Source organism: Mesorhizobium sp. C120A (assembly GCF_030323105.1).
GTDB lineage: Bacteria > Pseudomonadota > Alphaproteobacteria > Rhizobiales > Rhizobiaceae > Mesorhizobium.
Window position 1 is genome coordinate 5,061,221 of record NZ_CP100476.1, and the last position, 20,015, is coordinate 5,081,235.

The window sequence follows — 20,015 nt, forward strand, 5'->3', positions numbered from 1 at the left end:
GGCTTTTGCCGCGAGGATCCGGGAGAGAAACGAAGAAAGGCACTGAACCACTATGGCTCTATACGAACATGTGTTCCTTGCCCGGCAGGACCTCTCGCAGCAGCAGGTCGATGCGCTTGTCGAACAGTACAAGGGCGTCATCTCCGCAAATGGCGGGTCCGTCGGCCGGGTCGAGAACTGGGGACTGAAGTCCCTCACCTACCGGGTCAACAAGAACCGGAAGGCTTACTACACGCTTATGGACCTCAACTGCCCGCCGGCAGCGCTCAACGAGATGGAGCGCCAGATGGGCCTGTCCGAGGACGTGCTGCGTTTCCTGACCGTCAAGGTCGAGGCGCATGAGGAAGGCCCGTCGGCCATGATGCAGAAGCGCGAAGAGCGCTCGGAACGCGGCGGCTTCGGCGACCGCGACCGTGGTGATCGTGGTCCGCGCTCGTTCGGCGACCGTGATCGCGGCGACCGTGGCGATCGTCCGCCGCGCTCATTTGGCGACGCCGGTGGTGATCGTGGTCCGCGCCGTCCGCGCGAAGGCGTTGAAGGAGGTGCAGAATAATGGTCGACATCAATCAGATCCCGACCCGGCGCCCGTTCCATCGCCGCCGCAAGACCTGCCCGTTCTCCGGCGCCAACGCGCCCAAGATCGACTACAAGGACGTGCGTCTTCTGCAGCGCTACATTTCCGAGCGCGGCAAGATCGTGCCGTCGCGCATCACCGCCGTCAGCCAGAAGAAGCAGCGCGAACTCGCCAAGGCGATCAAGCGCGCCCGCTTCCTCGGCCTGCTGCCCTACGTGGTTCGCTAAGACTTTCGGGCGGGCGGTTCGCCGCCCGCTTCCTTCTCCCACGGCGACGGGCGCCGCAGGGGTAATTTGATGATGCATGTCGTTGTCCCAAAACCGGGACCACTCTTGGCGACGTGCATTGAAATCCCGAGTTGAGGTGAAAAGCCTCTAACTGCCGCGACAGGCAGGACAGCGACACCGGCGCCAAGGCGCTCAGAGCTTCCTGACCTGTTCCATTCAATTCGGCGCCGATCCCGCGGTCGGTGCCCAGACGAAGGAACAAGACCATGCAAGTGATTCTTCTCGAACGCGTTTCCCGCCTCGGCCAGATGGGCGATACCGTCAAGGTCAAGGACGGCTTTGCCCGCAACTTCCTCTTGCCGCAGGGCAAGGCGCTGCGCGCCAACGAAGCCAACAAGAAGAAGTTCGAAGGGCAGCGCGCGCAGCTCGAAGCGCGCAACCTCGAGCGCAAGTCGGAAGCCAGCCAGGTTGCCGAAAAGCTCGACGGCAAGAGCTTCATCGCCGTGCGTTCGGCCGGCGAGACCGGCCAGCTCTACGGTTCGGTGTCGACCCGCGACATCGCCGACCTGCTGACCGCCGAAGGGTTCTCGGTCAACCGCAACCAGATCCAGCTCAACCAGCCGATCAAGACCATCGGCGTCACCAATGTGGCGATTGCGCTGCATCCGGAAGTCGAGGTCACCATCAGCCTCAACATCGCCCGCACGGCCGACGAAGCCGAGCGCCAGGCCAAGGGCGAGACGCTGACCACCGCCGAAGCCATCTATGGCGATGACATCAACGACAACGCACGGCCGGAGAACTTCTTCGACCCGAACACCGAGTTCGAAGGCGGCGAAGAAGACAACGCCTGATCCCGCACGGGGCCCGATCGGGAAGCGAGGGGAGCAGCGCTCCAATCACTTCCTCGTCATCCAGCCTTTCTGGACCAATGCCCGGGCCTCTCGCCCGGGCATTTTTGTGCCAAATGGAACTTTTCGAACCCCTATATCTTGTTGCAGAATTGGTCCGCCAGTCTGACCGTGAGGGGACATTTGGTGATGAATATTCTGTTGAAGCGCGTTCTCGACCGCCTGGTGCGTACGGGCAATCTGAAAGTCACCGGGCCGAAGGGCTCCACAGTGGTTTTCGGCGACGGCAGCGGCGAGCCGGTGCATATGCACATCAAGACCAGGCACGCCGAGCGGGCCATCTCCTTCGACCCGATGCTGGCGGTGCCGGAAGCCTATATGGACGGCGAACTCGACATCATCGAGGGCGGCGTACTGGGTATGATGCGCATCGCCTTCCAGAACATGGGCAGCGGCGGTATCGACGCCACCTGGTCGAAGGCCATCGAGGGTCTGCGCCACGCCTTTCGCCGCCTGCAGCAGATCAACACCGCATCGCGGGCGCGCCGCAACGTGCAGCGCCACTATGATTTGTCGGGTGACCTCTACCGGCTCTTCCTCGACGAGGACATGCAGTATTCCTGCGCCTATTTCGAACAGCCGGACATGACGCTCGACGAGGCGCAGATGGCCAAGAAACGCCATATCGCCGCCAAGCTCAGGCTGAAGGCCGGCCAGACCGTGCTCGATATCGGCTCCGGCTGGGGTGGGCTCGGCCTCTATCTCGCCAAGGCTTTCGATGTCGACGTGCAAGGCGTGACGCTGTCGACCGAGCAGCACGGCGTCGCCACCGACCGGGCGCATGCGCAAGGCTTGCAGGACCGCGTGCATTTCGACCTCAAGGACTACCGCGAACTCAATGAACGCTTCGACCGCATCGTCTCGGTCGGCATGTTCGAGCATGTCGGCGTCAACCACTTCCGCACTTTCTTCGACAAGTCGGCGACGTTGTTGAAGCCCGACGGCGTCATGCTCTTGCACACGATCGGCCGCTCCGGCGTGCCGTGGGCGACCAGCGCCTTCATCCGCAAGTACATTTTTCCGGGCGGCTACATTCCTTCGCTGTCGGAGGTGATGCCGGCGATCGAGAAGTCGGGCCTTGTAGTCACCGACATCGAGATTCTGCGGCTGCACTATGCCGATACGCTGAAGCATTGGGGCCAGCGCTTTGCCGCCAACCGCGACAAGGCCAAAGCCATCTACGACGAGCGCTTCTGTAGGATGTGGGAGTTCTATCTGGCGGCTTCGGAAGCCGCCTTCCGCTGGCAGGATCTGGTGATCTTCCAGATCCAGATCGCCAAGAAGAACGACACGCTGCCGATGACGCGCGACTACATGGCCAAATGTGAAAAGGCGCTCGAAATGCGCGAAATGGGGCATCGTCAGGAGGCGGCGGGCGCCGAGCCTGCTGTCGCCAGGTCTGTGCCTGCCAGGTCCGTTGCTGTCAGGTCCGTTGCGGCCAAGCCAGCGCGCCGTCGCAAGGTGGCGGATCGCGAATAACGCCTCGATTGCGATTGCCGCTTGCCATTGACGGCTCTGACACTGAAAAAGGTCTCGTTCTCGCGAGACCTTTTTTAATGACCTGCCTGCCCACCATCGCCACCACCCTTGTCGAGATCGCCGGCGCCCCGGTGCTCGCGCCACGCGGAGCCTGAGCGTGGAACTCCCCGCCTCGCTGCGTCAAGGCGTCGAGCGCCTGCTCGAAACGATACCGCTGGCGGTGCTGCGCCAGGCGGCGAAGACGCTGTCTGACCGCTACCGCGCCGAATTGCGCGACGGCCGCCTGCACATGGCCGAAGAGATGGCGGTAAAAGCCTATCTGGCGACGCGGCTGCCGGCGACCTACGCGGCGGTACGGGCCGGTCTCGACGAACTCGCCTATGCGCGGCCCGATTTCCAGCCAACGAGCTTGCTCGATGTCGGCGCCGGTCCTGGCACGGTGCTTTGGGCCACTACAGACCTGTGGCCCGACCTCGAAGAGGCGGTTCTGGTTGAAGCAAGCGCCGCGGTGCGCAAGGTTGGCCAGTCGCTCGCCCTTGATACCATCGCCACCAGGATGGACTGGCGCGCCGGCGACGTGACCATCGACCTTGCCGATCTCAAGCCTGCCGACCTCGTCACCTGCGCCTATGTGCTGGACGAGATCGCGCCAGCATCGTTGCCGAAGCTTGTCGGCCGGCTCTGGCATTTGACCGGCGACACACTGCTGATCGTCGAGCCCGGCACACCGGCAGGCTGGCAGCGCATCCTGGCAGTGCGCAGGCAATTGCTGGAGGCCGGGGCGCATGTGCTGGCGCCTTGTCCGCATGAGGCGCCCTGCCCGCTTGAGCCGCCCGACTGGTGCCATTTTTCGCGCCGCGTCGCTCGCTCGCGCCTTCATCGCCTGGCCAAGGACGCGGACGTGCCGTGGGAGGACGAGAAATTCATCTACGTCGCGGCGTCGCGGCAACCCGCGCCTGTACATCCGCCCCGCGTGATTGCGCCGCCGAAATCGGGCTCCGGCAAGGTGCTGCTCAAACTGTGCCAGCCGGATGGCGGCGCCGGCGAGACACTTTTCACCAAGCGCGAGGGCGAGTTGTTCAAGGCAGCGCGGCGACTGGACTGGGGCGATACATTGGACGGAAGAAGCGGATAATCACCGAGATTGTTCTTGCTCTGTTCCAACGACTCGGATAAAGGTCAGCGCCTTTCTGAGTCAACCGGAATCGGGGCGCGGAAACACTCTTCTGTGGACGGTTTGCCGCCCCTGTGAACAAACGGGGCATCGAGGTTGATTGGTCGTGCGGTGATGCAGAAAGGTCAGCACCGATTTATCTCGTTCTGATATCGAGAAGCCGGGATCAAAATCGGGGACATCATGGCAGAGGCAGCGCGAAAATTCGGCGTGGCGGAGCAGCAACCGCTTTATCGTGAAGCGCCGAACAACATCGAGGCCGAACAGGCGCTGCTCGGCGCCATCCTCGTCAACAACGATGCCTTCTACCGCGTCTCCGACTTCCTCAAGGCCGGCCATTTCTACGAGCCGCTGCACCGGAAAATCTTCGAGGTCGCGGCCGAGCTCATCCGCATGGGCAAGGTGGCGACGCCGATCACGCTGAAAACCTTCCTGCCGGCCGACGAGAAGGTCGGCGACATGACGGTGGCGCAATATGTGGTTCGTCTGGCGGTCGAAGCCGTCACCGTCGTCAACGCCACAGACTATGGCCGCGCCATCTACGATCTGGCCACGCGCCGGGCACTGATCACCGTCGGCGAGGACATGGTCAACATCGCCTATGACGCGCCGGTCGACATGGCGCCGTCCGAACAGATCGAGGATGCCGAGCGGCGGCTGTTCGAACTGGCCGAAACCGGCCGTTACGATGGCGGCTTCGAGAGCTTCACCGACGCGGTCAAGACCGCCGTCGACATGGCCAACGCCGCCTATATGCGCGACGGCCATTTGTCGGGCCTCGCCACCGGCATGCGCGATCTCGACCGCCGCATGGGTGGCCTGCAGGCGTCGGATCTGATCATCATTGCCGGCCGTCCGGGCATGGGCAAGACATCGCTGGCCACCAACATCGCCTTCAACATCGCCGAGATGTATGAGCCGGCGCAACAGGCCGACGGCTCGTTCAAGGCAGCCAATGGCGGCGTCGTCGGCTTCTTCTCACTGGAAATGTCGTCCGAGCAGCTCGCCACCCGCATCATTTCCGAACAGACGGAAATTTCGTCGTCAAAAATCCGCCGCGGCGAGATTTCAGAGATGGATTTCGAAAAGCTGGTCGCCTGCTCGCAGACCATGCAGAAGATCCCGCTGTTCATCGACCAGACCGGCGGTATCTCGATCGCGCAGCTGTCGGCGCGGGCGCGGCGGCTGAAGCGTCAGCGCGGCCTCGACCTCATCGTCATCGACTATATCCAGCTGATGCAGGGGTCGAGCGCGAAATCGTCGCAGAACCGGGTGCAGGAAATCACCGAGATCACCACCGGCCTGAAGGCGCTGGCCAAGGAGCTCTCCGTGCCAATCATCGCGCTGTCGCAGCTGTCGCGTCAGGTCGAAAGCCGCGAAGACAAGCGCCCGCAGCTGTCCGATCTTCGCGAATCCGGTTCGATCGAGCAGGACGCCGACGTGGTGATGTTCGTCTATCGCGAGGAATATTATCTGAAGAACCGCGAGCCGAAGCCCGGCACCGACGAGTACATCAAGTGGGAACACGAGATGAACGAGATGCGCGGCAAGGCCGAAGTCATCGTCGCCAAGCAGCGCCACGGCCCGACAGGTTCGGTCAGCCTCGCCTTCCAGGGCGAGTTCACACGGTTTTCCGACCTCGCCGAAGAGCATCATATTGCGGAGAGGTTTGAGTAGCTTTTTGGCCTACCGCAGCGCTCCGTCACACCCCCCTCTGGCCTGCCGGCCATCTCCCCCGCAAGGGGGGAGATCAGCAGCTTTGCGGATGGCGCTCATCTTGCGACGTTGGCGATTGGCGAAAGCAGCGACGATAGCCAATCTCCCCCCTTGCGGGGGAGATGTCCGGCAGGACAGAGGGGGGTGTGCAGGATCACCCTCCTTCGGTCATTTGCAGGCAGCATCACTCCATGGCTAAATCGCGCGTCCAGTTCATCTGCCAGAATTGCGGGTCGGTGCATCAGCGCTGGGCCGGCAAATGCGATGCCTGCGGCGAGTGGAACACGCTGGTCGAGGAAGGCACCTCGGGCGGCATAGGCTCGGGACCGGCCAACACGCGCAATGCGCGCAAGGGCCGCGCCGTGGTGCTGACCAGCCTGTCCGGTGACATCGAGGACGCGCCGCGCATCATCTCGGGCATTGGCGAACTCGACCGCGCCACCGGCGGCGGCTTCGTGCGCGGCTCGGCGCTGCTGGTCGGCGGCGATCCCGGCATCGGCAAGTCGACGCTGCTTACCCAGGCCGCAGCAGCATTGGCGTCAAAAGGCCACCGCATCGTCTATGTCTCGGGCGAAGAGGCTGTCGCGCAGATCCGGCTGCGGGCGCAGCGGCTTGGCGTCGCCGACACGCCGGTCGAACTTGCCGCCGAGACCAATGTCGAGGATATCCTGGCAACAATAGCCGACGGCAGAAGGCCGGACCTCGTCATCCTCGATTCCATCCAGACGCTGTGGACCGACATGGCCGACTCGGCGCCCGGCACCGTCACCCAGGTGCGCGCCTCGGCGCAAGCGATGATCCGCTACGCCAAATCCACCGGTGCTGCCATCGTGCTGGTCGGCCATGTCACCAAGGAAGGCCAGATCGCCGGTCCGCGCGTCGTCGAGCACATGGTCGACGCCGTTCTCTATTTCGAAGGCGAAGGCGGCCATCACTACCGCATCCTGCGCACGGTGAAGAACCGTTTTGGGCCGACCGACGAGATCGGCGTCTTCGAGATGTCGGACAAGGGCTTGCGCGAGGTCGCCAATCCGTCGGAGCTGTTCCTCGGCGAACGCCACGCAAAATCGCCGGGTGCCGCGGTATTTGCCGGCATGGAAGGCACACGTCCGGTGCTGGTCGAGATCCAGGCGCTGGTGGCGCCGTCCACATTGGGCACGCCGCGCCGTGCCGTCGTCGGCTGGGACGGCGCACGGCTGTCGATGATCCTTGCCGTGCTCGAAGCCCATTGCGGCGTGCGCTTCGGCACCCACGATGTCTACCTCAACGTCGCCGGCGGCTACCGGATTTCCGAGCCGGCGGCCGATCTGGCGGTTGCCGCTGCACTGGTTTCGTCGCTCACCGGTCTTGCCCTTCCCGCCGATTGCGTCTATTTCGGCGAAATCAGCCTGTCGGGCGCAGTGAGGCCGGTTGCGCATGCGCAGCAGCGCCTTAAAGAGGCCGAAAAGCTGGGTTTTGGAAGTGCGGTTCTGCCCTTGGGCAGCGAGGAGGTTGTCGGGGGGATCGGGGCCGGCGCTTTCCAGCCGACCGAACTTGCCGATCTCGTCGCACGCATAGCCGGCTCACGGCGCAGCCGTGTCGACGTGGAAGATTGACGCGGCTCGCCCGAGCCGTGAAAAGACAATCTGAGTGGGGCGAAAGACATGCCGATTACGCTGCTGGACGGAATTCTCGTCGGCTTCACCCTGGTCTCGGCGATGCTCGCCATGGTTCGCGGCCTGTCACGCGAAATCCTGTCCGTCGTGTCCTGGGCGGCTGCCGCCGCGGCGGCATTCTTCTTCTACAAGCCGGTGCTGCCTTACGTTCAGCCCTATGTCGAAAGCGACAAGATCGCCATGGCGGCATCCGCCGGCATCGTCTTCCTCATCGCGCTTATCGTCGTTTCCGTCATCACCATGAAGCTAGCCGACTGGATCATCGATTCCAGGATCGGCGCGCTCGACCGTACGCTGGGCTTCCTCTATGGCGCCGCGCGCGGCGTCCTCGTCGTCGCCGTGGCGCTGCTGTTCTTCAACTGGCTGGCCGGCGCCAAGGCGCCTGCCTGGATCGCCAACGCCAAGTCGAAGCCGCTGCTCGAGACCATCGGCGCCAAGCTGGAAAGCCTGCTGCCCGAAGATCCGGAAAACGCCATCCTGAAGAAGCTCAATCCGAATCAGCCGGCAGCCGAGACGCCTCCGGCGGCAGATGCACCGGCGGCGGATGCTCCGGCAACCGGTGACGATACTCCGGCAACCGGTGACGATACTCCCGCGCCCGACGACGAGACCGACGCTCCAGCCGATAACGCACCCGCGCCCGCTGCTCCGGCTCCGGCCGCGCCGGCAAACTGATACGGACGGATGGTGCCGGACAGGTGCCATCCCGGCAGTTCCGGCCTGACTACGTTGCTTTCGCGGTGCTATCGCACTATATGGCCATTTTAGCGGAGCTTGAGCCCCATGGCAGTTTCGAAGGCAGACGCGGACGACGTCCTTTCCGCCGAAGCAGACGATCATTTCCACGATGAATGCGGGGTGTTCGGCATTTTCGGCCGGCAGGACGCTGCGGCCATCGTCACACTAGGCCTGCATGCGCTGCAGCATCGCGGCCAGGAAGCTGCCGGCATCGTCTCCTATGACGGCACGCAGTTCCATGTCGAACGCCATGTCGGCCTGATCGGCGACACCTTCACCAAGCAGCACGTCATCGACAGCCTGCAAGGCAACCGTGCCATCGGCCACACGCGCTATGCCACGACGGGCGGCGCCGGCATGCGCAACATCCAGCCCTTCTTCGCCGAACTCGCCGATGGCGGCTTTGCCGTCGCCCATAACGGCAATCTCACCAACGCCATGACCGTGCAGCGCGCGCTGCAGAAACAGGGCGCGATCTTCTCGTCGACCTCCGACACCGAGACGCTGCTGCATCTCGTTGCCACCAGCAAGGAACGCGATTTGAATTCGCGCTTCATCGACGCCGTGCGTCAGGTTGAAGGCGCTTTCTCGCTGGTTGCGATGACCTCCAAGAAGATGATCGGCTGCCGCGATCCGCTCGGCATCCGCCCGCTGGTGCTCGGCGACCTCGACGGCGCCTGGATCCTGGCCTCCGAAACCTGCGCGCTCGACATTATCGGCGCCCGCTTCGTGCGCGACCTGAAGCCCGGCGAAATGGTCGTGGTGACCTCGAAGGGCATCGAGAGCCTGTTCCCCTTCGAGCCGCAGAAGACCCGCTTCTGCATCTTCGAATATGTCTATTTTGCCCGCCCGGACTCCTCGGTCGAAGGCCGCAATGTCTACGAAGTGCGCAAGCGTATCGGCGCCGAATTGGCGCAGGAAAGCCCGGTCGAGGCCGATATCGTCGTGCCGGTGCCGGATTCCGGCACGCCGGCGGCAATCGGCTTCTCCCAGGCGGCAGGCATCCCCTTCGAACTCGGTATCATCCGCAACCACTATGTCGGCCGAACCTTCATCCAGCCCGGCGATTCGATCCGCCATATGGGCGTCAAGCTCAAGCACAACGCCAACCGCCGGATGATCGAGGGCAAGCGCGTGGTGTTGGTCGACGATTCGATCGTGCGCGGCACCACCAGCCAGAAAATCGTGCAGATGGTGCGCGACGCCGGCGCCAAGGAAGTGCATATGCGCATCGCCTCGCCGCCGACCAGCGCGTCGTGCTTCTACGGCGTCGACACGCCGGAGAAGTCGAAGCTTTTGGCATCGCGCATGTCGATCGAGGAAATGGCCGAGTTCATCCGTGTCGATTCGCTCGGCTTCCTCACCATTGACGGGCTCTACCGCGCCGTCGGCGAAGCCAGCCGCGACAATGAGCAGCCGCAATTCTGCGACGCCTGTTTCACCGGCCAGTACCCGACCCGCCTGCTCGACTTCGAAGGCCACGACAATGTGCGCACGCTGTCGCTGCTGGCGAACAACGGGGCGTAAAGCCCAACTGCTATCCTTGAAAGCGCTCGCATGACCCTCGACCTCTCCGGCCGCGTCGCGGTCGTTACCGGCGCCTCGCGCGGCATCGGCTACTTCATCGCCAGGGAACTTGCCGCCGCTGGCGCCCATGTCATTGCGGTTGCCCGGACCGTCGGCGGGCTGGAAGAACTCGATGACCAGATCAAGGCCGAACGCGCGAAAACCGGCAAGGGCGAAGCGACGCTGGTGCCTCTCGACCTCTCAGACATGGCCGGCATCGACCGGTTGGGCGGGGCCATTCACGAGCGTTGGGGCAAGCTCGACATTCTGGTGGCCAATGCCGGCGTGCTCGGCGTCATCTCGCCGATCGGCCATGTCGAGGCCAAAACCTTCGAGAAGGTAATGACCATCAATGTCACCTCGACCTGGCGGCTGATCCGCTCGGTCGACCCGCTGCTCAGGCTGTCCGACGCCGGCCGCGCCATTCTCATGTCCTCCAGCTCCGCGCATTCGGCGCGCGCCTTCTGGGCGCCCTATGCGGCGTCGAAGGCGGCGGTGGAAGCCATGACGCGTTCCTGGGCGCATGAGACGCAGAGCCTGCCGCTCCGCGTCAATGCCGTCGACCCCGGCGCCACCCGCACCGCCATGCGTGCGCAGGCCGCGCCCGGCGAGGATCCGGAAACGCTGCCGCACCCCTCAGAGGTGGCAAAACGCATCGTGCCGCTGGCGAGCCCCGAGATGAAAGAGACGGGGCTGATCTTCCAGGTCAAGAACAACCGCTTCGTCGCCTACCGGCAGCCGGAATAAACCGGGTTGTAGCGGGATTAAACGGGCCTCCAGTTACGTTTCTTCGAATGTAGGACATTCGAAACCGGAGGACCGACATGCGTAGACTTCTTCTCGTTGCCGCCGCCGCGATTGCCGCCACAGCCGGCGTGGCGCTGGCGCAAGACGCAAAGATGAGTTTCTTCGTCACCAGCGTCGGTTCCGGCAAAGGCGCCGATCTCGGCGGTCTCAAGGGTGCCGACGCGCATTGCGCCTCGCTGGCGGAAGCGGCTGGGGTTACCGGCAAGGAATGGCACGCCTATCTCTCGAGCGCCAATGTCGATGCGCGCGACCGTATCGGCAAGGGTCCCTGGGTCAACGCCAAGGGCGAGAAGATCGCCGATGACGTCGCCTCGCTGCACAGCGACGCCAACGCCATCAACAAGCAGACGGCGCTGACCGAGAAGGGCCAAGTGGTCAATGGCCGCGGCGACAAGCCGAACCGGCACGACATATTGACCGGCTCGAAGCCTGACGGCACCAAGATCGCCGACCAGACCTGCGGCGACTGGACCTTGAGCGGGGCGGAGGGCGCGGCGATGATGGGCCATCACGACCGCACCGGCCTTGATGAGTCGGCGGCGGCGAAATCCTGGAACTCCTCGCATGCCTCGCGCGGCGGCTGCAGCCAGGAGGCGCTGAAAGGCACCGGCGGCGACGGCCTGTTCTACTGCTTTGCCGCGAACTGAGAGACGTCTGGGAGCGGTTCGTTCACGGGTCTGTGATGGTCCTGCAGGTCCCTCCCCCATCGCCCTGCTTTCGCCATCAGCCGGGAGTTGCTAGGGTCGACCCGACTCCGACACCCAGCAAAGCGAGGAATTCCCATGGCTGCTCCCAGCGTAGCATTGGTCTGGTACCTGGTGATCGCCGGCCCGCAAGGCGGCATGGTGGTGCTGCCCAGCACCTTCGACACCCGCGAACAGTGCACAAACGCGATTACCGAATATCAGAAGCAGCCGACGCCGGCCGGCTGGGCGGTCAACTGCGTGCCGAGCGCCTCCCCGTTTACCGATGAGGGCGACGCGGAAGAGCCTGCGGCGCAGTAGCGCCATCTCCCCCTCGAGGGGGAGATGGCCGGCAGGCCAGAGGGGGTCGCCTCGCGTAGAGTGCCAACCTCCTTCCGCACAAAGGGCGTCGCGTCCAGTCGGCCCGACCCCCTGTGTCGCCTTCGGCGACATCTCCCCCTCAAGGGGCCCGTTGCGTTATAGGCTTTGGGCGTGGAGAGAGACGGCAAGGGCAATGCGAGGTGGTTTCCGGCGCTGGTTTGTGGCCAGATGGGGTAGGAGTTGGCGTATTCGGCGGATTTCGGGCGCAGTGCGACCCTAGATCAGGTCGCCAGCGTCACCCAGCGACGCATGTTGAAGGCCATGGCGGCGATGAGAACCTGTCCTGCCGCCTTGGCCAGACCGCGATAGCGGATGGCGCAAAGTCGCATGCGGTTCTTCAAGGTGGCGAAGGTCGTCTCGACGGCAAAACGTTGCCGGGCGATCAGTTGGTTGAACTGCTTCAGGCGCGCCGGCAGGCGCGGATGATGCTTGTTGGCCCGCCGCATCAGCCGCGGCTTGATCCCGCGCTGCCTCAGCGACAGCTCGCGCGCTTGGTGTGATAGGCCGCATCCGCCAGCACCGCGCCTTCGTCGCCACAGATCAGATGATCCGCCTCGACCGTGTCGTTGACGTTGGCTGCTGTCGTCCTCACCCGGCGGATCAGGCCAGAACCCTGGTCGACGCCGACATGGGCCTTGTAGCCGTAGGAGGAGCCAGGCTTGCCCTGCCGGCGTGTAAAGCCGGCATCGGGATCGCCGGCATCGCCCGCTTCGTGCGCGGCCCCACTGGGCGGCCGTGCCGCCGCTGTCTCGATCACCGTGGCATCGAGCATCGTGCCGCGCCGCAGGATCAGCCCGGCCTTGTCCAGTTGATGGTCCAGTTCGCCAAACAGCTTCTCCAGAAGCCCGGCCTCCACGAGAAGATTGCGAAAGCGGTTGAGCGTGGTGTGGTCGGGCACCGTCTCCTCGAGCGTCAGTCCAACGAAGCGGCGGAACGACAGCCGATCGGCGAGCGCCTCCTCCAGTTCGTTGTCCGACAGCCCATACAAGGATTTGCAGCAGAAGCGCCTTGAACATCACCAGCGAATTGTACGCAGGCCGCCCCGGCCCAGTTGGCGAGCGCAGCCGCGCCAGGATCTTCTCGAAGCGATACCACTTCACCAGCGACGACAGCCGGTCCAGTCGTCCGCTCCGACCAAGACCCTGCGGCAGCAGAGCCTCTACAAAACTGAACTGGCCGCTCGGCTTTGTCGTCATCGCAAAATCCCCGTTTCAAAAACAGGGAATCACATCCACCCAATTTTGCAACAGTCCCTCAAGGGGGGAGATCAGGCGCGCGCCTTCACCGTCAGCTCCGGCTTGCTGTTGATGGTCTGGAAGACCACGCAATAGCGTTCAGTCAGCTTGATGAGCGAATCGATGCGGTCCTGCGGCTCATCCGTGTCGAGGTTGAAATTCAGCCGGATGGCGCGAAAGCCCACGGGGGCGTCCTTGGCCACGCCCAGCGTGCCACGAAAGTCGAGATCGCCTTCGGCCTCGACGGTGGCTGCGCCAAGCCTGAATTCCAGCGCCGTCGCCACTGCCTTCAGCGTCACGCCGGCGCACGCCACCAGCGCCTCCAAAAGCATATCGCCCGAACACAATTCGAGCCCGGAACCGCCGGTCGCCGGATGCAGGCCGGCGACCGCCAGCGCCCTGCCCGTCTCGACCTTGCAGGCAATCGACTGGTCGTCGATGGAGCCTTTGGCGCGAAGCGTGATCAGCGCTCGCGAGGAATCGTCGCGATAAGCCTCCTTGATCGGTGCCTGCATGGCCTTGAGTGCGGTGGCGTCCATGTTGCATTCCTTTTCGAGTCCGTCGCGCTTTGATAGCACTGATATGCCAGCGAGACAGCGCCCCCCTCTGGCCCGGCCACCTCCCCACAGGGGGAGATCTGCAGCTTCGCCGATGGCGCTTTCTACGCCGGCGATTAGCGAAGGCGGTCGCGACATCCAATCTCCACCCCTGTGGGGGAGATGTCTGGCAGGACAGAGGGGGCTGAAGGAATGCTACCTCACGAAGAGTTACTTTGACTTCGACCGCCCCGGCCATACCTAAGCAGAGTCATTCCCGCGGAGACATCATGCCGTTCAAGCTGAAACTGATCTCGCTTACCCTGTTGGTGCTTGCAGCCTTCGCGCAGCCAGTCCTCGCCGAAACGCCCGAGCGCCCCGCACCGGCAGGCGGCGTGCTGTCGCTGCTGCCGGCACCGCAGACGACCAGCCATTCAATCACCATTGCCGGGCGCAAGCTGGACTATCAGGCTAAGGCCGGCACGCTGTCACTGCTATCCGGCAAGGGCGAGGTCACCGCGGAAATCTTCTATGTCGCCTATACGCTGCCGCCACTGGCGGGCGCGGAGAAGGCTCGCCCCATCACCTTCGTCTTCAATGGCGGCCCGGGCGCGGCATCCGCCTATCTGCATCTCGGCGCACTCGGCCCGCGTGTCGTCGCGACCGGCGCCGATGGCCAATTCCTGCCGCCGCCGCAAAAGCTGATCGACAATCCCGACAGCTGGCTCGACATGACCGACCTCGTCTTCGTCGATCCGGTCGGCACCGGCTACAGCCGCGAGGCCCCCGGCCAGGACACAAAAGATTTTTGGGGCGTCAGCCAGGACGCCAGTTCGATCGGCGCTTTCATCCGGCTCTATCTCGCCCAGAACGGCCGCACCGGATCGCCGCTCTTCCTTGCCGGCGAAAGCTATGGCGGGTTCCGCGCGGCACTTCTCGCCAGGACCCTGCAGGAAGATGTCGGCCTGAGCCCCAACGGCATCGTGCTGATCTCGCCTGCACTGGAGTTCACGCTGGTGCTGCCCGACGAATTCCAGCCACTGCATTGGGCGCTGGAACTGCCCTCGCTGGCGGCGGTGCGCCTGCGCAGCGAAGGCCTCAGCGGCGAGGCGCTGCGCGAAAAGCTCGCCGAGGTCGAACACTATGCTATGGGTGACTACCTCACCGCTCTGGCCGGCGGGCTGGAACAGGGTGGGCGGCTGGCCAGCCAGCGCGTGGCCGAGATCACCGGCCTGCCGCTCGACCTCGTGCAACGCAATTTCGCCCGCATCCCGACCGCCCTGTTCGCGCGCGAATTCCAGCGCCCCAGTGGCAAAGTGCTCAGCCCGTATGACGGCACCATCGCCACCAGCGACATCGCCCCGGAGAGCGCCCGCAGCGCCGGCCCAGATCCGGTGCTCGACCGCAGCGTGCCGGCGCTGACCTCGGCCTTTGTCGGTTATGCGCGCGACGAGCTGAATTTTCGCACCGATGTCAGCTACAGGTTGCTCAATGGCGATGTGACCCACGCCTGGGACTATGGCGGCTCGCGGCAAGGCTATGCCGGGGTGATGGACGATCTGCAGCGGGCGCGCTCGCTCAACCCGGGGCTCGGCGTGGTGATCGTCAACGGCGACACCGATCTGGTCACTCCCTATCTGGCCTCACGCTATCTGGTGAGCCAAATCCCGACGCTCGGCGGGGCAAAACCCATCCGTCTCGACGTCATCGAGGGCGGCCACATGATGTATCTCAGGCCGGGCGGCCGGCGCGCCCTGAAGGAGGCCGCTTCGGAGCTCTACCAGGCAACACAGTGAACGGCGTGCCCACGCTGTCGGCCAGGCTGCGCCAACGCAAGCTTGCCACTGGCGTAGCGCCCCGCAGGCTTTCGCCCGTGTAGCCTGCAATGGGAGCCTGATTGGGGCAGGCTTCTTCTTCGTCCTCTTGACAGCGCCGGACACGCCGCATGGCCGATATTGCCATTCTGGAAACCCGCGAAAGGGTGCTTGCCGGCATCCTGTTCACCGGCTGCGCCTATTTCCTGTTTTCGACGCAGGACGCCGCGATCAAGCTTCTGGTCGTCGGCATCAGCGTCTGGCAGATCATGTTCTTCCGCTCGATCGCTGTGCTTATCGGCTGTGCTGCAATCGGCGGACCGCCCATCTTTGCCGACACAATGCGCTCGCCCATCGTGCGGCCGATGCTGGTGCGCAGCGCCTTCACGCTCGGCGCCTGGCTCTGCTACTACAACGCGGCCCGCTCCCTGCAGCTGGCCGAACTCACCACCATCTATTACGCCGCCCCGATCATCGTCACCGTGCTGTCGGTGGTGATGCTTGGCGAAAAGGTGCCGCTGTTGCGCTGGCTGGCGGTGTTCATCGGCTTCGTCGGCGTCTTCATCGCCTGTGATCCCACTCGTCTCGGCTTGTCCGTGCCGATGCTCTTGGTACTGGCTGCGGCAGTGCTGTGGGGCATTGCCGTGGTGCTGTTGCGCAAGACGGCGCTGGCCGAGCGCACGCTGATCCAGCTTTGTGCTCAACAATTTCTACTTCCTGGTGTTTTCCACGGTGCCGGCGCTGTTGGTCTGGCAGATGCCGGACTGGCGCCAGTTGCTGCTTTTGATCAGCGTCGGCGCGCTCGGCGGCGTGGCGCAATTTATGCTGTTCGAAGGCATGAAGCGGGCGCCGGTGTCGATCGTGGCGCCGTTCGAATACACCTCATTGGTCTGGGCCTTCGGGCTCGGCTTTGCGATCTGGGGCGACGTGCCGCGTCGCGAGGTGTTTCTGGGGGCGGCGTTGATCGTCGGCGCCGGCCTGCTGATCATCGGCAACGAGCATTTCCGCAAGCGGCTATGAGTACCCCGTGCTGACAGCATGGTGGCAGGAGAAGACGGATAGGCTGCTGAGATGACGGAAGCGCTCGACGGCCCAGGCACCACAGATACCGCTGCCGATCGTACGCTCGGCATCATGCTGGTGGCGGCCTCGGCGGCTTTCTTCGCCCTGACCGGCGTGCTGACCAAATCGATCCACGCCGACCCGCTGACCATCACTTGCTGGCGCGGCTTTGTCGGCGCGATCCTGATCACCTTCTATGTGCTGTGGCGCCGGCGCCGCTCCGGCGGGCGGGAAAGCTTGCGGCTTGGCTGGCGCGGCTGGTTGCTGGCCCTCGAGGGCGCCGCGGCCAGCATCGCCTTCATCTCGGCGTTCAAATTCACCTATGTCGCCAATGTCGCGGTCATCTACGCCACCGCGCCCTTCATCACCGCGCTGCTCGCCTTCGTGCTGGTGCGCGAGCCGTTCCGGGCGCAGACGCTTGCCGCCGCCGCCGTTTCGCTGTGCGGCGTGGCGATGATGGTCGGCTCCGGCTTCGGCAGCGGTCATCTGTTTGGCGATGGGCTCGCGCTGCTGATGACCGCCGGCAGCGCGCTCTACATGATCATGGTGCGCGCCTTCCGCGACACGCCGGTGGTGTGGGCGGGCGCAGTCTCGGCGCTTCTGCTGTTCGTGCTCGGCTGGTTCGTCACCGACCCCCTGGCGATTTCTGCTCGCGACGCCGTGCTGCTCGTCGCCTTCGGAGGATCGTTTGCGGCGGCGTCGATCCTGTGGACGGAAGGCTCGCGGCTGATCCCTGCGCCCGAGTCCGGCCTTCTCGGTGCCGCCGAAGTGCCGTTTGCGATCCTGTTCGCCTTCCTGTTCCTCGGCGAGATCGCGCCGGCCGCCAGCCTGATCGGCGGCGCCATAGTACTGTGCGCGGTTTTCGCCCATGCGGGGCGCGACTGGCTGGCCGCGAGAAAAAGTGCGGCAACCCAATAATTATTTTCCAAGTCATGGAACCATCATGCGGATCAGGCAGTTTTATGGTGCGACGGGTCACCCCCCAAGTCCCCCCAAACCCCTCGACCCGTCCTCCTCAAAGCCGACCGTAAAGGTCGGCTTTTTCTTTGGACATCAGCCGGCAAAGCCGGGCAAGGCGAGGTTGTCGCTGAGCAGGATGGCAAGATCGCGCGCCGGCCGCTCGGCGCCCTGGCCGAGTTTTATCGCGAATTGCGCTGTCGGCACCGGCGGCAGGGCGAATTCGCGCGGTGCTTCGGCAATGCCTGAATGGGCAAAGCGGGCGGTGCGCAAGGTCAGCGCGATGCCGGCATTGACCGCCGTGCGCAATCCGGCAAGGCTGGCGCTGCCGGCGGCAATGCGGTAGCGGCGGCCGGCAGCATCGAGGGCCGCGAGTGCTGCTTCGCGAAAGCCGCAATAGGGGTCGAGCAGCGCCAGCGGCAATTCCTCTTCCCGCACGGCAAGCCCTTTTTGCGAGCACAGCCACAGCATCGGCTCACTGAACAGCCCGACTTCGTCATTGGCCGGCGTCTTGCGCATGACAATGGCCAGATCGAGCTGCCCGGCCTGCAGCGCCTCGCCAAGCTCGGCCGAACGGCCAACGCGGAGTTCGACCCTGACGCGCGGATGGCTGGTCGCGAAGGCGCGCAGCAGCTCCGGCAGGCCGCTATCGGCGAAATCCTGTGTCGTGCCGATGGCGACGCGACCAGCGGCACGCGCGCCCTTGAGCGCCAGCCAGGCCTCGCTGTGCACGGCAAGAATGCGGCGGGCATGACCGACAAGATCCTCGCCGGCCGGCGTCAGCCCGCGCCCGCGCCCCTGCGCCACCAGCAGCGGTTCGCCGACGATCTCCTCCAGACGCTGCATCTGCGCGGTCACCGCCGAGGGCGAGCGGCCGACAGCAGACGCAGCCTGAGCCAGCGAGCCGCCATCGACAAAGGCAAGGAAGGTTTTGAGCAGATCGGGATCGAGCGCCTGCATAATTCGATAATACAGAACCTTTTGTTCGAAACAATTCGATTTTTTTGATTCCAAGATGATGGCATTGTCTCTCCAACGGCAAACAGACGCCGCTCAAACGAAGGAGAGAAAAATGCCCATCATCAACATCAGCGTCACCGGTAAGCCCGACGCCAAGCTGTCCGCCACAATCGCCAAGGAAATCACCGGCCTGACCGCAACCCATCTGCGCAAGGACCCGACGATCACCGCCGTCGCTGTCACCTATATCGACCCGCAGCACTGGTTCGCCGGCGGCAAGTCGCTGGCAGAGCATGGCGCCAATACTTTCTGGCTCGACATCAAGGTGGTCGACGGCACCAACACCAAGCTGGAGCTGGAAGCCTATCTGAAGGCGATCTTTGAGGCCTTCGGTAAGTTGCTCGGTGGCGTGCATGAGGAGAGCTATGCCTTCGTGCACGAGGTTCCGGCCGCAGCTTATGGCTATGGCGGCAAGAGCCAGGAGTTCCGGTTCATCAGTGGGCGGCTGAAGGCCACGGCCTGATTGCTACCCAGCGGGAGGATGAAGCCTTGTATCAAGCGCGAAATCCTCCCGGAGATGCAAGCTATAAAGGCCTGCCGCCCGGTTGGGATCGAACACCAGGTTCCAGCTGTGCTGGGATACCGCGCTGGGGATCAGAAAGAACGGATGCTTTGCCAGCAGACCATCGCCGAACTGCTGCTGTCCCGCGCCCGGGATGCCGGGACGCAGCCAGTTCGCGTTCGGAATATCGTCGGTTTGGACCACATAAATCTCTGATGGATCGACGATGTCGAATGCCGTCAGCACGTGAGGGACAGTATCCAGCGTGCGAAACCCCTTGTGGACCGCCACCTCCAAGATGGCGGTCGATGGGTCGATGGACGCATATACGGCTCTGATCCCTTTGCTGTTCCACCTTCCCCCAAGCTTGAAGGCTCCTTCGCCACTGTCCCAGCTCGCCTTGAAGCGTCTGTGATCAAGCCTCCAGCCCAACAACTGCCCTGTTCCGAGGGAGCCCGGCAAAGGCGTCACGCGTAGATACCATAGTCGAGCCGCTCAAGAAACTCCTGCACAAGCGCAGTGCCCGCCGCCGTGGCCAGCAGATCGATCGGCCGGCGATTGTCCAAACCCATGGCAGACTCGATCATCCATTTTTCCGCGTCTTCCTGAGTCCCGAGCACGGACGTGGCCTTTGTCAGGAGCTTGGCGAAGTTCCAGGTTCTGGAACCTTGCTCCCGACTGAGGGTCTTGGAGTGATCCGATTTGTGCCGCTGAAATGTCCGCTCGCTCATGCCGAATGCGGTCTCAAACGCATCGGCGGGATCAATGACCATCAGATGCCTGACGAGGCTTTCGAGCGCCTGGCCCGGAATTCCATGCAGGATCATTTCATGTGCCTCAAGAGGACTGGCTACCGAGAATCCAAGAACCTTCCGTCCACCAAACAGGTCGACCATTCGTTCGAACTCCGGCTCCATATGTGGTGCCTCGGCAAAACCCAGCGGGGAACTGGCCATATTACCTCTCCGTCACGTGTCG

At 63.9% G+C, this 20,015-nt stretch carries 19 protein-coding genes and 2 pseudogenes; 16 read left to right on the top strand and 5 right to left on the bottom strand.

Going from position 1 to position 20,015, the window contains the following annotated elements; all coding sequences use genetic code 11:
- Positions 1-52: 52 nt before the first annotated feature.
- The 12 genes from rpsF (at position 53) to NL532_RS24940 (ending at position 11,851) form a co-directional block, all read left to right on the top strand.
- Positions 53-553, top strand: a complete 501-nt coding sequence (gene rpsF / locus NL532_RS24885; RefSeq protein WP_023672722.1) for a 30S ribosomal protein S6 — start codon at positions 53-55, stop codon at positions 551-553.
- Positions 553-801: a 30S ribosomal protein S18 gene (gene rpsR, locus NL532_RS24890; protein WP_006203718.1), complete on the top strand. Its 249-nt coding sequence runs from the start codon at positions 553-555 to the stop codon at positions 799-801. Before rpsF ends, rpsR begins: the two co-directional genes overlap by 1 nt.
- 266 nt (positions 802-1,067) lie before the next feature.
- Positions 1,068-1,655, top strand: a complete 588-nt coding sequence (rplI, locus tag NL532_RS24895) for a 50S ribosomal protein L9 (RefSeq protein WP_023672721.1) — start codon at positions 1,068-1,070, stop codon at positions 1,653-1,655.
- 186 nt (positions 1,656-1,841) lie between these two features.
- Positions 1,842-3,191 carry a cyclopropane fatty acid synthase gene (locus tag NL532_RS24900; protein WP_023829034.1) on the top strand — a complete coding sequence of 450 codons (1,350 nt, stop codon included), beginning with the start codon at positions 1,842-1,844 and terminating at the stop codon, positions 3,189-3,191.
- Positions 3,192-3,348: 157 nt separating this feature from the next.
- On the top strand, positions 3,349-4,326 hold the full coding sequence (locus NL532_RS24905; RefSeq protein WP_023733856.1) for a small ribosomal subunit Rsm22 family protein: 978 nt from the start codon (positions 3,349-3,351) through the stop codon (positions 4,324-4,326).
- A 222-nt stretch (positions 4,327-4,548) separates the two neighbouring features.
- The gene (locus NL532_RS24910; RefSeq protein WP_023731144.1) at positions 4,549-6,042 is read left to right on the top strand and encodes a replicative DNA helicase; all 1,494 of its coding nucleotides are present in this window, start codon (positions 4,549-4,551) and stop codon (positions 6,040-6,042) included.
- A gap of 230 nt (positions 6,043-6,272) precedes the next feature.
- Positions 6,273-7,676, top strand: a complete 1,404-nt coding sequence (radA, locus tag NL532_RS24915; RefSeq protein WP_023672716.1) for a DNA repair protein RadA — start codon at positions 6,273-6,275, stop codon at positions 7,674-7,676.
- Between the two features lie 48 nt (positions 7,677-7,724).
- On the top strand, positions 7,725-8,411 hold the full coding sequence (locus tag NL532_RS24920) for a CvpA family protein (RefSeq protein WP_023731145.1): 687 nt from the start codon (positions 7,725-7,727) through the stop codon (positions 8,409-8,411).
- A gap of 108 nt (positions 8,412-8,519) precedes the next feature.
- Complete coding sequence (gene purF, locus NL532_RS24925; RefSeq protein WP_023672714.1) at positions 8,520-10,001, top strand: amidophosphoribosyltransferase; 1,482 nt, start codon at positions 8,520-8,522, stop codon at positions 9,999-10,001.
- 30 nt (positions 10,002-10,031) lie between these two features.
- Positions 10,032-10,787 (top strand): SDR family NAD(P)-dependent oxidoreductase, encoded by a 756-nt coding sequence (locus NL532_RS24930; RefSeq protein WP_023829035.1) that lies wholly within the window; start codon positions 10,032-10,034, stop codon positions 10,785-10,787.
- Positions 10,788-10,864: 77 nt separating this feature from the next.
- Positions 10,865-11,494, top strand: coding sequence for a hypothetical protein (locus NL532_RS24935; protein ID WP_023708609.1), 630 nt, complete (start codon positions 10,865-10,867; stop codon positions 11,492-11,494).
- Between the two features lie 135 nt (positions 11,495-11,629).
- Positions 11,630-11,851: a hypothetical protein gene (locus NL532_RS24940; protein WP_023689120.1), complete on the top strand. Its 222-nt coding sequence runs from the start codon at positions 11,630-11,632 to the stop codon at positions 11,849-11,851.
- 281 nt (positions 11,852-12,132) lie between these two features.
- Here NL532_RS24940 and NL532_RS24945 read toward each other — a convergent pair.
- Positions 12,133-13,107: pseudogene (locus tag NL532_RS24945) on the bottom strand (IS5 family transposase).
- A 71-nt stretch (positions 13,108-13,178) separates the two neighbouring features.
- A complete protein-coding gene (locus NL532_RS24950) occupies positions 13,179-13,685 on the bottom strand; it encodes an OsmC family protein (RefSeq protein WP_023731453.1) in 507 nt (168 codons plus the stop codon).
- A 287-nt stretch (positions 13,686-13,972) separates the two neighbouring features.
- Here NL532_RS24950 and NL532_RS24955 point away from each other — a divergent pair, with 287 nt between their 5' ends.
- The 3 genes and pseudogenes from NL532_RS24955 to NL532_RS24965 all read left to right on the top strand — a co-directional run bounded on the left by NL532_RS24955 (position 13,973) and on the right by NL532_RS24965 (position 17,476).
- A complete protein-coding gene (locus NL532_RS24955; RefSeq protein WP_023826919.1) occupies positions 13,973-15,478 on the top strand; it encodes a S10 family peptidase in 1,506 nt (501 codons plus the stop codon).
- Between the two features lie 149 nt (positions 15,479-15,627).
- A pseudogene (locus tag NL532_RS24960) lies at positions 15,628-16,516 on the top strand (DMT family transporter).
- Between the two features lie 51 nt (positions 16,517-16,567).
- Entirely contained in the window at positions 16,568-17,476 is a 909-nt protein-coding gene (locus tag NL532_RS24965; protein WP_023727358.1) for a DMT family transporter, read from the top strand.
- A gap of 135 nt (positions 17,477-17,611) precedes the next feature.
- On the opposite strand, the gene NL532_RS24970 is transcribed toward NL532_RS24965, so the two are convergent.
- Positions 17,612-18,475, bottom strand: a complete 864-nt coding sequence (locus NL532_RS24970; RefSeq protein ID WP_023727359.1) for a LysR substrate-binding domain-containing protein — start codon at positions 18,473-18,475, stop codon at positions 17,612-17,614.
- A gap of 112 nt (positions 18,476-18,587) precedes the next feature.
- Here NL532_RS24970 and NL532_RS24975 point away from each other — a divergent pair, with 112 nt between their 5' ends.
- A complete protein-coding gene (locus NL532_RS24975; RefSeq protein ID WP_023693979.1) occupies positions 18,588-18,998 on the top strand; it encodes a tautomerase family protein in 411 nt (136 codons plus the stop codon).
- A gap of 3 nt (positions 18,999-19,001) precedes the next feature.
- Here NL532_RS24975 and NL532_RS24980 read toward each other — a convergent pair whose 3' ends face one another.
- Positions 19,002-19,508 (bottom strand): RES family NAD+ phosphorylase, encoded by a 507-nt coding sequence (locus NL532_RS24980; protein ID WP_023689127.1) that lies wholly within the window; start codon positions 19,506-19,508, stop codon positions 19,002-19,004.
- Complete coding sequence (locus tag NL532_RS24985; RefSeq protein ID WP_023695606.1) at positions 19,505-19,993, bottom strand: Xre family toxin-antitoxin system antitoxin; 489 nt, start codon at positions 19,991-19,993, stop codon at positions 19,505-19,507. The genes NL532_RS24980 and NL532_RS24985 overlap by 4 nt, the downstream gene beginning before the upstream one ends.
- Between the last annotated feature and the right edge of the window lie 22 nt (positions 19,994-20,015).